The organism is Priestia sp. 53B2, from assembly GCF_056099005.1.
Window position 1 is genome coordinate 519,640 of record NZ_JBLZXA010000027.1, and the last position, 13,348, is coordinate 532,987.

At 40.4% G+C, this 13,348-nt stretch carries 15 protein-coding genes; all 15 read left to right on the forward strand.

The features are described 5' to 3' along the window. Positions 1–15 precede the first annotated feature (15 nt). Complete coding sequence (locus ACN6NE_RS23160) at positions 16–1,632, forward strand: long-chain-fatty-acid--CoA ligase (RefSeq protein WP_129709222.1); 1,617 nt, start codon at positions 16–18, stop codon at positions 1,630–1,632. A gap of 90 nt (positions 1,633–1,722) precedes the next feature. Beyond that, positions 1,723–2,286 carry a TetR/AcrR family transcriptional regulator gene (locus ACN6NE_RS23165; protein WP_129709225.1) on the forward strand — a complete coding sequence of 188 codons (564 nt, stop codon included), beginning with the start codon at positions 1,723–1,725 and terminating at the stop codon, positions 2,284–2,286. A gap of 83 nt (positions 2,287–2,369) precedes the next feature. Beyond that, on the forward strand, positions 2,370–3,251 hold the full coding sequence (locus tag ACN6NE_RS23170) for a 3-hydroxyacyl-CoA dehydrogenase family protein (protein ID WP_474327462.1): 882 nt from the start codon (positions 2,370–2,372) through the stop codon (positions 3,249–3,251). Continuing rightward, positions 3,251–4,033, forward strand: coding sequence for an enoyl-CoA hydratase (locus tag ACN6NE_RS23175; protein WP_474327464.1), 783 nt, complete (start codon positions 3,251–3,253; stop codon positions 4,031–4,033). Before ACN6NE_RS23170 ends, ACN6NE_RS23175 begins: the two co-directional genes overlap by 1 nt. A 14-nt stretch (positions 4,034–4,047) precedes the next feature. Next, on the forward strand, positions 4,048–4,449 hold the full coding sequence (locus ACN6NE_RS23180; protein ID WP_013057057.1) for an acyl-CoA thioesterase: 402 nt from the start codon (positions 4,048–4,050) through the stop codon (positions 4,447–4,449). A 25-nt stretch (positions 4,450–4,474) separates the two neighbouring features. Next, positions 4,475–5,533, forward strand: coding sequence for a phosphotransferase family protein (locus ACN6NE_RS23185; RefSeq protein ID WP_474327466.1), 1,059 nt, complete (start codon positions 4,475–4,477; stop codon positions 5,531–5,533). Further along, a complete protein-coding gene (locus ACN6NE_RS23190; RefSeq protein ID WP_474327468.1) occupies positions 5,530–6,273 on the forward strand; it encodes a 2-phosphosulfolactate phosphatase in 744 nt (247 codons plus the stop codon). The genes ACN6NE_RS23185 and ACN6NE_RS23190 overlap by 4 nt, the downstream gene beginning before the upstream one ends. Further along, positions 6,261–8,039, forward strand: a complete 1,779-nt coding sequence (locus ACN6NE_RS23195) for an acyl-CoA dehydrogenase family protein (RefSeq protein WP_474327470.1) — start codon at positions 6,261–6,263, stop codon at positions 8,037–8,039. Before ACN6NE_RS23190 ends, ACN6NE_RS23195 begins: the two co-directional genes overlap by 13 nt. Before the next feature lie 11 nt (positions 8,040–8,050). Then, complete coding sequence (locus tag ACN6NE_RS23200; protein ID WP_474327472.1) at positions 8,051–8,812, forward strand: SDR family NAD(P)-dependent oxidoreductase; 762 nt, start codon at positions 8,051–8,053, stop codon at positions 8,810–8,812. A gap of 29 nt (positions 8,813–8,841) precedes the next feature. Further along, positions 8,842–9,615, forward strand: coding sequence for an enoyl-CoA hydratase/isomerase family protein (locus tag ACN6NE_RS23205; RefSeq protein ID WP_474327474.1), 774 nt, complete (start codon positions 8,842–8,844; stop codon positions 9,613–9,615). 14 nt (positions 9,616–9,629) lie between these two features. After that, a complete protein-coding gene (locus ACN6NE_RS23210) occupies positions 9,630–10,613 on the forward strand; it encodes a quinone oxidoreductase family protein (protein ID WP_474327476.1) in 984 nt (327 codons plus the stop codon). 193 nt (positions 10,614–10,806) lie between these two features. Next, entirely contained in the window at positions 10,807–11,691 is an 885-nt protein-coding gene (pdxS, locus tag ACN6NE_RS23215; protein ID WP_014460089.1) for a pyridoxal 5'-phosphate synthase lyase subunit PdxS, read from the forward strand. A gap of 30 nt (positions 11,692–11,721) precedes the next feature. After that, on the forward strand, positions 11,722–11,970 hold the full coding sequence (locus tag ACN6NE_RS23220; protein ID WP_013057065.1) for a ferredoxin: 249 nt from the start codon (positions 11,722–11,724) through the stop codon (positions 11,968–11,970). Positions 11,971–12,183: 213 nt separating this feature from the next. Further along, positions 12,184–12,513, forward strand: coding sequence for a DUF3870 domain-containing protein (locus ACN6NE_RS23225; RefSeq protein ID WP_013057066.1), 330 nt, complete (start codon positions 12,184–12,186; stop codon positions 12,511–12,513). Positions 12,514–12,691: 178 nt separating this feature from the next. Continuing rightward, positions 12,692–13,348 carry a CoA transferase subunit A gene (locus ACN6NE_RS23230; protein ID WP_013057067.1) on the forward strand — a complete coding sequence of 219 codons (657 nt, stop codon included), beginning with the start codon at positions 12,692–12,694 and terminating at the stop codon, positions 13,346–13,348.

Below are 13,348 nucleotides of genomic sequence, written 5' to 3' on the forward strand. Positions count from 1 at the left end.
GAAAGGAGTAACTTGATGGAAGACGTTAAAAAATGGTTTACACCTTATCCGGAAGCCTACACTCATGACATTCACATCGAAGATATTTCACTATTTGATATGCTGAAAGAAACAGCCGAACGTTATCCTGCTCACACGGCAACACGCATGTATCAGCATACGTTAACGTACCAGGAGCTGTATCACTCAGTTCGCGTATTTGCAGGAGCACTCCAGAAAAAAGGGATTAAAAAAGGAGATCGTGTAGCAATTATGCTGCCAAACTGTCCGCAATATATAATAAGTTATTTCGGCATTGTAGCAGCGGGCGGCATTGTTACTCAGGTCAACCCTATGCTTGTCGAACAAGAGCTAGAGCATATTTTAAACGATTCCGGGGCCAAAAAAATCATGATACTCGATGATTTTTATACGAGACTTCAAGAGATAAGAAACCGCGTTGATATAGAAGAAGCGATAACTGTCAGCTTGCAAAAACCTTTTGTTCCTACATCACCAGACCTTTCCTTCCTAGATTTTTTAACCATAAAACATGAATTTAATCAGCCGGTCATCCATCCAGCACACGATATTGCTGTTCTTCAGTATACGGGAGGAACGACCGGACCATCTAAAGGTGCGATGCTTACACATACAAACATTTACACAAACGCAGTTCAATCATACGAAATATTTAAGCATGATATTGAATTAGGAAAAGAAAAATGCTTAACCGTTATTCCATTGTTTCACGTATTTGGCATGACTTCCTGTATGCATTTATCAATTCTTTGCGGAAATGAAATATTGCTATTGCCGCGTTTTGATTTAGAAGAAGTACTAAATACAATAAAAAAAGAGCAGCCTAGTATTTTTCCTGGCGTGCCAACTATGTATGTTGCTATTACAAATCATCCGCGGGCAGAAGAATACAACATCGAAAGTATTCGCATCTGCAACAGCGGCAGTGCGCCGATGCCTGTTGAGCTGATGAAAGAGTTCGAACGAAAAACGGGTGCTAAAGTGTTGGAAGGGTACGGCTTATCAGAAGCATCTCCTGTGACGCATTGCAACCTGCCGTTTTGTGAGAGAAAGCCAGGTACAGTCGGACTTGGCGTTCCGCAAACTGCTTATAAAATTGTAGACGTGGCTACCGGAACAAAAGAACTGCCAAGAGGAGAGCTTGGAGAAATAGTAATTAAAGGCCCTCAAGTTATGAAGGGCTATTGGAATCAACCTGAAGAGACGGCTCACGCACTTAGAAACGGCTGGCTGTACACAGGAGATATTGGACAGATAGATGAAGACGGGTATTTATCCATTGTTGATCGTAAAAAAGATATGATTATTGCGAGTGGTTTTAATGTGTACCCTCGAGATATTGAAGAAGTTTTATATGAACACAGCCACATTAAAGAAGCCGTTGTAATTGGTGTGCCGCACCCTTACAGAGGGGAAACAATTAAAGCGATTTTGGTAGTGAAAGAAGGGAAATCTCTTTCCGAAGAAGAGCTTACTTCTTATTGTCGACAGCACCTTGCAGCTTACAAAATTCCGCGAATCTTTGAGTTTCGCGCTGAGCTTCCTAAGACTAATGTAGGGAAAATTTTACGACGGGCACTACGAGAAGAAGTGGTGAAAGAAACGATGTAAATAAGCTGAACATAAACAAACTTTTTCAAAAGCTCCCTCTAAGCCATGGTATAATTTGTGAAAATGAGAAAAGACAGAGAGGGTTTGACGATGAAAGATTTGATGATGGAACGAAGCATTCAGCTTTTTGCTCAAAAAGGTTTCAAAGAAACGTCTATTCAAGATATTGTAAATGAATTAAACGTCACAAAGGGAACGTTTTATTATTATTTTAAAAGCAAACAAGAGCTTTTAATGGATATTCACCTTCAATATATTGAAAGATTAATAGAAAACCAAGAGACGATTCTTGCAGATAAGACAACATCTTATCCAGAAAAGCTGCACAGCATTATTTTTAAACTTGTTCATGATATTGAGAAAGAAGGTCTTCGAGCTAAAGTGTTTTTTCGAGAGATGCGTCATTTAAGTGAAGAACACTTAGAACAAATCATTCCAAAACGCGATCGTTTTAAAGAAAATGTACAAGAGATCATTGAAAAAGGAATGGAAGCAGGGCAGTTCCGTTCAGATTTGCCTTCAGATATCGTGACGCTAGGCATATTAGGAATGACAAATTGGAGCTATTTTTGGTTTCAACCGGATGGAGAAAAATCAGATCGAGAAGTTGCGGCTATTTTTTATAAGATGCTGATGAAAGGTATTGAGTCATAGTAGCTGCTAGGCTAGACAGTGCTCGTAAAAGGCGGGAAAGTATAAGCTCTTTCTCTCCTTTTATATTAAAAGGAGGCTATAACATGAATAGTAAAGATATACAGCGTATTGCTGTTATTGGAGCAGGACAAATGGGACATCAAATCGGTATGCTTTGTGCACTCGGAGGATATGAAACAATTATTCAAGATATGAATGAACAATCACTCATTGATGCAAAAGACAAGCTGGAAGCAATTATAGGCAAGTGGGTTCAGAAAGGAAAAATCTCTTCTGAGGCTAAAGAAGCTGCATTTCGAAGATTGTCTTTTACAAACACATTAAAGGAAGCGGTTTCAAGTGCTGATTTTGTAATTGAAGCTGTGGTAGAAAAGTTAGATGTAAAACAAAGTGTTTTTAAAGAAATGGATGAGTACGCACCAAGTCACGCCATTTTAGCATCGAATAGTTCAACAATTGTTAACTCGCTTATTGCAAGTGCAACAAACCGTCCAGAGCAAATCGTTAATATGCATTTCTTTTTCCCTCCCCTTGTAATGGACTGCGTAGAAGTTGTGATGAGTGAAAAGACAAGTGAAAAAACAGCTCAAACGACAATGGAAGTTTGCAAGCAAATTAATCGCACAGCAGTCCTTCTGAAAAAAGAAATCTCAGGCTTTATTGCTAATCGAATTTTAGGAGCTTTGCAAAAAGAAGCCGTTTTCCTTTATGAAAATGGATACGCAGATTTTGAAGACATTGATACGATTTGCAAAAAGGCGCTCAATCACCCGATCGGTCCTTTTGAATTGATGGATCTCTCGGGAATTGACGTCGGATATTTTGTGATGCAGCAGCGCTATAGCGAAACGGGGGATCCAGAGGACAAGCCAGCTGCGTGTATTAAAGAAAAAGTTCAAAAAGGCGAGCTTGGACGTAAAACAGGAAAAGGTTTTTACACATACCACACACAAGGAGTGAAGTAATGATGAAAAAATTTGTACGTGTTGAAAAAGAGGAGAAAACGGCAATTGTAACCATTGATAACCCGCCTTTAAATGTAATGAGCCAGACTGTTGTGCAGCAGCTTGAAGAAACGTATGAAGAGCTTAGTAAAGATCCTGATGTCATTACAATCATTTTAACAGGAGCGGGCGATCGGGCGTTTATGGCTGGAGCTGATATTAAAGAGTTTCCTCAGTTAATGGGGCAAAGCGGCATTAAAGAAGAGTTTATGAAAACTCATTGTGTTTTGCGAAATATTGAAAATATTGAAAAACCAACCATTGTCGTGTTAAACGGTTTAACGTTTGGAGGAGGATGCGAACTTTCACTAACTGCTGATATCCGGATTGCCGAAGAACATGCTCAAATCGGTCTTCCGGAAGTGAAGCTCGGATTGTTTCCTGGAGGCGGCGGAACTCAGCGTCTTCCACGCGTAATCGGCGTTTCTAAAGCTAAAGAGTGGATGTTTGCCGGCAGTCCTGTTTCTGCAGAAGAAGCGCTTCATGCAGGCTTTGTCAATCACGTCACGCCTAAAGGAAAAGGGCTCGAAAAAGCAAAAGAGCTGGCTAAGAAATTTAACCGTCACTCTCTTCCGTCACTTTCTCGAATTAAGACAGCGGTAAACGAAGGAATGAATCGTACATTATCTGAAGGTCTTGAACTTGAGGCAGAGCTGTTTGAAGAAGTCTTTCAAACAGAAGATATTAAAGAAGGAGTATCAGCATTTATTGAAAAGCGTCCCGCTGTTTTTTCACATAAGTAAAGGAGGCGAAGATCATGTACGAAACACAGGTCAAAGTGCGCTTTTGCGAAACAGACGCACTCGGTCACATTAACAATACGAGCTATTTCATTTATTTAGAAGAGGCTCGCATTGCTTTTTTTGAAGAAATGGGAGCATCCATGCATACAGAAAAGTGGGAGTATATTTTAGCGTCTACTAAATGTGATTTTGTTGCGCAAGGTTATTTTAATCAAGTGCTAATGATTAAAACCTTTGTATCTAATGTCGGCAATAAAAGCTTTACAATCGGTCATGAAATTACCGACAGCAAGACGGGATCGCTGATTGCTAAAGGAGAAGCTGTCATCGTGTACTTTGATTTTGATGCACAAAAAAGCGTTTCTATTCCAGCGGACATTAAGCAGTTTTTGATGAATTATAAAGTAGCTGTTTAACTATAAAAAAGCAGGTGGTAAAAGAATGTCACAAATCATTCCTGTACGAAAAGGAGAGGAATTAACCACGGAAAAACTGCATCAGTTTCTCCGTGGTTCGATTCCTGATTTACCTAAAGAGCCTCTTTTAATCAAGCAATTTGGATCAGGTGCGTCCAATTTAACCTACGCTCTTTCAGTCGGAGAGTGGGAGGCGGTGTTGAGACGCCCTCCCTTTGGGCCAGTTGCGCCAAAAGCGCATGACATGCAAAGAGAATACAAGATTTTATCTGTTTTATCGAAGTCTTTTCCTCTCGCTCCTAGACCGTATGTGTTTTGTGAAGATGAGACGGTGGTCGGGAAACCCTTTTTTTTAATGGAGAGAAAGCACGGTGTTCTCATCGACACAGCGTTTCCAGAAGACGTGAAAGGAACTAACGAACTTTGCCGTTGTATTTCAGAACAAATGGTGGATGTCCTTGCTCAACTTCATGATGTTCCTTATAAAGGCACGCTTCTTGAAAAAATCAGCAAGCCCGAAGGATTTTTAGAACGTCAGGTACACGGCTGGATTCATCGTTATGAAAAATCAAAAACAAGTGACATACCGGAAGTAGAAGCCCTAAAAAAATGGTTGACCACATACATCCCCACTACACAGCATTCGACCATTATTCACTATGATTATAAGCTTAACAATACGTTATTTTCACCGGATGGAAATAAAATTGTAGGATTGTTTGACTGGGAAATGACAACCGTTGGAGACCCGCTTGCTGATTTGGGAGTGGCGCTGAGCTACTGGATGGAAGACAGCGATCCTGAACTTTTGAAAAGAGGACTTGGAAATCCACCTGTTACTGTACAAAAAAGCTTTTATTCCCGTCGAGATTTTGTAGAAGCATACGCTAAAAAAAGCGGACGGGATGTTTCACACATTGACTTTTACCTGAAATTTGCGTACTTCAAGCTTGCTGTCATTTGTCAGCAAATTTATTACCGTTATAAAAAAGGCCAAACAAATGATAAACGGTTTTCACAATTTGGAGATTATGTAAAAACACTAATTATTCATGCTCTGCACATAGAACGAGGACATATATGAAAGGAAAAATTCACGTAATACTCAAAAAAGAAGAGCTTCTTGCCAAAAAGCTAGAAGGAAAAACGGTTGTTATATTTGACGTCTTATTGGCTACGTCAACAATTGCGGCTGCTTTACAGCAAGGAGCAATAGAAGTTATTCCAGTAAAAAACGAAGAAGAAGCGCGTGAAAAAGCAAAAACGTACAAGCCTGATGATATTGCGCTTGTAGGCGAATATAGAGGGAAAACAATTGAAGGCTTTTTTGATCCGAATCCCAGCACGTTAAAGGAGCATGTTCAAAATAAAGCAGTTATTTTGTCTACCACTAATGGAACCGTAGCCATCCATAACGCTGAGAAAGCAAAGCATGTATATGCAGCTTCACTGTTAAACGGAGAAGCGGTTGCGAGTGCTGTTTGTCAGCGAGGTCAAGATGAAACTGTTTTATTGGTTTGTTCAGGTTCATCCGATCGCTTCTGCCTAGAAGATTTGTATGGAGCGGGGTATTTTATAAGCTGTCTTCTGCAACTAAAAACATTTCATTTGACGGATGCTGCAAAAGCCGCACTGCTTTTATATGAGGCTTATGAGCATTCACCTGTTGAAATATTGAAGCGCTCAGCCGTAGGAGAAATGCTCACTCAGTATGGATTTCTAGAAGAAATTGGCTTTGTAAGCCGGAAAAACGTCTATTCCGTAGTTCCTAAGGTAGTGAAAAAAAAGCTAGTAAACGGGGAGGAAACGATATGTCTGAAATGAAAACCGAAGCAAAAGGCGGATCATTTTTACTGAAAAAAACATCTACGCATCACGTTTATACACCCGAAGACTTAACGGATGAGCAGCGTATGATTGCTCAGACAGCAAAACAGTTTATTGAAAAAGAAGTAGACCCTTACCATAATGACATTGAGCAGCAGGATTTTAATAAGGTAGTAGAATTGATGCATAAAGCAGGCGAGCTTGGACTTCTTGCTCACAGTATTCCAGAAACATATGGAGGACTAGGTCTTGATAAAGTAAGCAAAGGACTCGTCGGTGAAATCATTGGCCGGACAAGCGGATATGGAGTCGCTCATTCTAATCATACATGCATTGCAACACTTCCTATTACGTATTTTGGCACCAAGGAGCAAAAAGAAAAATACTTGCCTAAATTGGCAAGCGGCGAATATATTGGGGCCTACTGTTTAACAGAGCCAGAAGCAGGTTCTGATGCTCTTGCAGCCCAAACAAAAGCCGTATTAAATCCTGAAAAAACGCATTATGTATTAAATGGAACGAAGCAGTACATTACCAATGCTGCCTTTTCAGATACGTTCATCACGTATGCAAAAGTAGACGGTGAACATTTTACCGCTTTTATTGTAGAAAAAGGTTTTGAAGGACTCTCTCTCGGGCCAGAAGAAAAGAAAATGGGAATCAAAGGTTCGTCTACTCGTCCAGTTATTTATGAAGATTGCTTAGTACCCGTAGAGAACGTACTTGGACAAGTAGGAAAAGGTCACTTGATTGCGTTGAACGTCTTAAACCTTGGACGTTTTAACTTAGGTTCTGCATGTATGGGAGCAGCGAAATATGCGTTTGAACTTGCTTTAGCTTATACAAAAGAACGCAAGCAGTTTAAAACAGCTATTGCGGAATTTAATGCTTCAAAAGAAAAAATAGCAAAAATGGCGGCTCGTATTTTTGCATCTGAATCTATTCAGTACCGTACAGCTGGTTTACTAGAAGAGGCACTTGGTGGCTTATATGAAAGTGAAAATCATAAGTTAGTAGCTAAACAGCTGGCTGAATTTGCAATGGAATGTTCAGTTTGTAAAGTGTACGGATCTGAAACTCTTGATTTAATTGCCGATGAATCGCTGCAGCTTCATGGCGGCGCAGGGTTTATCCAAGAATATAAAATAGAACAAGTATATCGTGACTCACGCATCAATCGTATTTTTGAAGGTACAAATGAAATCAACCGTCTTTTGCTTCCAACTCAGCTTCTAAAAAAAGCAGACAAAGGAGAAATAGAGCTGAGCAAACAAGTAGAACATGCTGGTAGTAAATTGATGAGCGGTCAGTGGGAAATATCCTCAAATGAACTTCTAGCAAGAGAAAAGCAGGCGGTTATTACCACAAGACATTTATTTCTTGCTTTGTTAGGAACAGCATTCCAAACGTTTAACGCCAATCTAGCACAAGAACAAGAAACGCTGATGAAGCTCGCAGAAATTGCTGTTGGACTATTTGCCATAGAGTCATCTGTGCTGCGCGCTGAAAAAGCCGTGAACAAAAATGGAGAAGAAAAAGAAAAGTTAAAAAGCAAGCTGACAGCAACGGTTGTCAGTGAAACGCTCTTTGAAATTGAAAAGCAGGCTCGACAATTAATAAACGGAATGTTAACGGGTGAAAAACACCGACAGTACCGCACAATTCTTGGAAAATGGATGAATGATTTGCAAAGTGAAGGAGAGTTCACGCGCAATCGAGACATCGCCCGTGAATTTATCGAAAGCTGGCGATATGTTGTATAAGGAGGGATATTATGCGTTTTGAAGGGCAAATAGCTGTTATTACAGGAGCTGGAAGCGGCATTGGAGAAGCGACCGCTCAGAGAATGGCAAAAGAAGGAGCCCGCGTCATTCTTGTCGGGCGAACGAAAGAAAAGCTAGTACAGGCCGCATCATCTATTGAGAGACTCTATGAACGAAAATGCACGGATATTTTCTCAGCTGATGTAACGAAAGAAGAAGACGTCAAAGAACTGGCTGAGTTTATAAAAGAAAAGTACGGACAAATTCATTTATTAATTAATAACGCAGGAGGATCAGTTAATTCAACAATCAAAGAAACAACGCTCGAACAGTGGAAACACGTGCAAGACGTCAATTTAACAAGCGTATTTCTTGTAACAAAACAGTTGATTCCTTTTTTTACTGAAGAGATAGGAGAAAATCGATCTATTGTTAACATCGCTTCTCTTTCAGGACATAAAGCAGGGGCACAAATTCCTCACTACAGCGCTGCTAAAGCTGGTCTAATTAACTTTACAAAAGCAATGGCGTTTGAGTTAGCACCCCACGGAGTCAGAGTAAACTCTGTGTCTCCTGGATTCGTAGAAACACCTTTAACGCAGCCTGGACTTGAAAATGAGCGCTTCACTAAGGCAATCGAAAAAAATACGGCTTTAAAACGTGTAGGTAAACCAGATGAAATTGCAAACGTTATTGCTTTTGCAGCGTCTAAAGAGGCATCTTATATGACGGGAAGTGATTTATTAGTAGACGGCGGGTGGCTTATCTTTTAATGAAAAGTACAGAGGAGAGAATCCGAATTATGAGTGATTTAGTAGTAGAAAAGCAGGGGACTATTTTATCTTTAACGTTAAATCGGCCGGATCGTTTAAATGCATTCAGTGAGGAAATGATTGAAAAGTTAACAGCTGAAATAAAACAGGCACAAAGCGATGAGTCTATTAAAGTGGTTATATTAAATGGAGCAGGGCGCTCGTTTTCTGCCGGAGGCGATGTAAAAACGATGGGCCAAGCATCGGGAACTGATGTTTATGAACATATCGGCCGTTTAAATGAATGTATTTTAGCGATGCAAAATCTAGAGAAGCCAATTATTTCAGCAGTTCATGGATTTGCAGCAGGAGCGGCTTTTAATTTAGCTCTCGCTTCTGACTTTATCATTGCGTCAGAAGAAAGTCGGTTCGTATTAAGCTTTTCTCAAGTTGGATTGATTTCAGACGGAGGAGGCCTTTACTTTCTTACAAAGGTCGTTGGTCCCCATAGAGCGAAGGAACTATTATTTTTAGGAGAGCCTATGGATGCCGACACGGCTTACAAAGCTGGTTTTTTAAACCGTGTAGTACCGTTAAATCAGCTGAAAGACGAGGTCACGTCCTTTGCAAGTCGCTTATCACAAGGACCAACGAAAGCGTATGCGAAAATGAAAAAAATTGTCAACGATTCCTTTCATTTAACGTTAGAACAAGTCCTTGAACAAGAAAGGCTAACGCAAGTTCTTATGGTAGAAACGAAGGATCATCAAGAAGGAATATCTGCGTTTAAAGAAAAAAGAAAGCCACTATTTCAAGGGAAATAAGAGGGGGATATAAGATGAAAGCTATTCAATTCACGCAGTACGGAGGACCCGATGTTCTGCAAGTCATCGATATTGCACGTCCTGTACCTAAAAAGAAAGATGTGCTCATTAAAGTTGCGGCAATTGGCGTTAATTATGCCGATGCTGCGCGGCGTGAAGGAGCATATGTAGTAGAAACACCGCTTCCTTTTATTCCAGGTTCTGAAGTCGCGGGAGAAGTGGTCGAAGTAGGCGAGGACGTAAAAGGGATAAAAGTAGGCACAAAAGTCGTGACGCTGCTAGGATCTAATCGAGCAACAGGCTACGCGGAGTACACGCTGGCAGATTCAAGAGGCCTTATTCCGTTGCCGAAGAATGTGGATTTAACACAAGCAGTTGCTTTGCCTCTTCAAGGACTAACGGCTTATCATATTTTAAAAACAATGGGTCGCCTTGAAAAAGGAGAAACCGTCATCGTTCATGCGGCAGCAGGCGGTGTCGGCACCTTAGCTGTTCAGCTTGCGAAAATTTTTGGAGCTGGAAAAGTTATTGCTACAGCGAGCTCCAAAGAAAAGCTGGAGCTTGCAAAAAATCTCGGAGCTGACGCAGCGATTAACTATACAGAAACAGGCTGGGAAAAACGAATTTTAGAAGTAACGGAAGGAAAAGGAGCCGATATTATTTTAGAAATGGTAGGAGGGCATATATTCTATGAATCTCTTCAATGTCTTGCACCATTTGGACGCCTCGTTTTTTACGGAATGGCTAGCGGAAAACCTGTAAAGTTTAACCCTGCCCGCCTGATGGAAAAAAATCAATCGGTTCTTGGCTTTTTCTTACCTCAAATGATGGCCAAACCAACGCTTTATCAGCAAAGCCTGCACGAGCTATTAAACTACGTGAATTCCGGTCAGTTAAAATTAATGCTGGGCGGCACATTTTCACTTGATGAAGCGGCAGATGTACATCGTCTGCTTCAAGGAAGAAAAACGACCGGAAAGTTAGTGTTAGTTCCTTAACAAAACAGCTTCCGTCTCTAATAGGGATGGGAGCTGTTTTGGTTTAAAAAATTGGCTTTCACCTGCCAAATTTTTAAAAACCGCTTAATAATTTGGCATAAAAATCAATACTTTTTACTAATTTCTTCTATATCTTAACACTGGCATGGAAGTTGCATAATAAGTGTTTGAACATATAAAGGAGGAATTGAATATGGTGAGAAATGGAACTGACCGCGTGAAGCGGGGAATGGCGGAAATGCAAAAAGGCGGCGTTATCATGGACGTTATCAATGCAGAGCAAGCAAAAATTGCAGAAGCAGCAGGCGCTGTTGCCGTTATGGCATTAGAGCGTGTTCCAGCTGATATCCGTGCAGCAGGCGGCGTGTCTCGTATGGCAGACCCAACAATTGTTGAAGAAGTGATGAATGCTGTATCCATTCCAGTTATGGCGAAAGCCCGCATCGGCCATATCGTTGAAGCGCGCGTGCTAGAAGCAATGGGCGTAGACTATATTGACGAAAGTGAAGTACTCACTCCAGCTGATGAGGAATATCACCTTAACAAAAGTACATTTACAGTTCCATTTGTATGCGGATGCCGTGATTTAGGGGAAGCCGCAAGACGAATTGGTGAAGGTGCTTCAATGCTTCGTACAAAAGGCGAACCAGGAACAGGAAACATCGTCGAAGCAGTGCGTCATATGCGCCAAGTAAACGCTCAAGTACGTAAAGTGGTAGGCATGGATGAAGACGAGTTAATGACAGAAGCTAAGCTATTAGGTGCGCCTTATGAACTATTACTGCAAATTAAACGTGAAGGCCGTTTGCCGGTCGTAAACTTTGCAGCAGGCGGTGTAGCAACACCAGCAGACGCAGCCTTAATGATGCAGCTTGGAGCAGACGGTGTGTTTGTTGGATCAGGAATCTTCAAATCAGACAACCCTGAAAAATTCGCGCGTGCAATCGTGGAAGCAACAACACATTATCAAGACTATGAACTGATTGCAAGCTTATCAAAAGGATTAGGAAGTGCAATGAAAGGCATTGAAATTTCATCATTATTACCAGAAAATCGTATGCAAGAACGCGGCTGGTAATAACTTTTAAACTTAGTTAGGAGAATGATCATGGGAAAGTATACGATAGTCGATAAAGAAACGTGTATTGCGTGCGGTGCATGCGGAGCTGCGGCACCTGATATTTATGATTATGATGATGAAGGAATTGCGTTCGTTATACTTGATGATAATCAAGGCACGGTTGAAGTACCCCAAGAGTTAGAAGACGATCTAATAGATGCGTTTGAAGGCTGTCCAACAGAGTCCATCCGTATAGCAGATGAAAAGTTTGATGGAGACTCGAATAAATTTCAATAAAGTGGAATAAATAAAAAAATAGAAAGTTTTTTAAAAGAAAAGAAGGATTTTGTCTAGAAAAGGCGAAATATTAGTTGTGTAAGAACATATCTTTTTAAAAATGAAAGCACTTACATAACTAAAAGCATATGAGTTAATCTCATTTGACCTTTCAGAATTATTATTGTAAAAGTGCGGAGTAATTAAATAGTTTTTAAAAGGAGATTAAGGGGCATGCAAATACTGAATACAGTCATTGTTACAGGATATGCAAAAGCTCCACAGGGAACTTCCATGTATGAAATGTATAAGCATGCGGGAATTGTACTAGAAGTGGATCTGACAGAGCATAAAATTGTAAATGCTGAGTTTACGTTTATTACGGAGCTGACGCAAAATTTTTTCCGGAAGCTGCTTATTGGTTACTGCCTTGCAGATGGAATTGAACCTCTTATTGAACGTATTCAAAATTATTATTTTGCTCCATCTCAACAGGCGATTATCGTAGCGCTTCAGGCTGCAATCCAACGTTACTGGGATAATGTGAATCAAAAAATTACATAGCGTTTGGTTAGAATAAAGTGAGAAGAAAACCTCTTTTCATGGTCTTATTAAAACCAAGCAGACACACACGCTTTACAAAGAGTGGGGACATCCCTGTTTCTTTGGGGATTCATTGTGTCCTGCTTGGTTTTTTTCGCGTAAAGCGCTGTGAAATATAAAAAGAAAAGGAGGAAACAAAATGAACAAAATCATCACGCGCGAAGAAGCAATAGAAAAAATAACAGATGGCGCACGCATTATGGTAGGTGGATTTGGTCTTGTTGGAAGCCCGCTTAGTCTGATTGAAGCGATTGCCAAATCAAACCTTAAAGATTTAGAGATTATTAGTAATAACCTCGGTGAACCTGGAAAAGGATTAGGTGTATTGGTTCAAAAAAAACAAGTAAAAAAAGCCATAGGGTCTTATTTTACTTCCAACCCTGAAGTTGTACACGCTTATCAACAACAAGAACTCCAAGTGGAGCTCATCCCCCAAGGAACAATGTCCGAGGCTATTAGGGCAGGAGGAGCAGGCATCGGAGGATTTTATACGCCTGTGAGCGTAGGGACCCAGCTGGCGGAAGGAAAAGAAGAACGAGTATTAAAAGGAAAGAAATATGTTTTGCAAGAATCGCTGCACGCAGATGTAGCTCTTATAAAAGCTAAAAAAGCAGATCGACTGGGAAATCTTATTTACAGCAAATCAGCAAGAAATTTTAATCCAATGATGGCAACAGCCGCTGATATCGTCATTGCAGAAGTAGAAGAAGTTGTTGAAGTTGGACAGATTTCTCCTGAAGAAATTGTAACTCCTCATTTATACGTTACTTATATCGTAGTGAAAGGAGAAAATTAA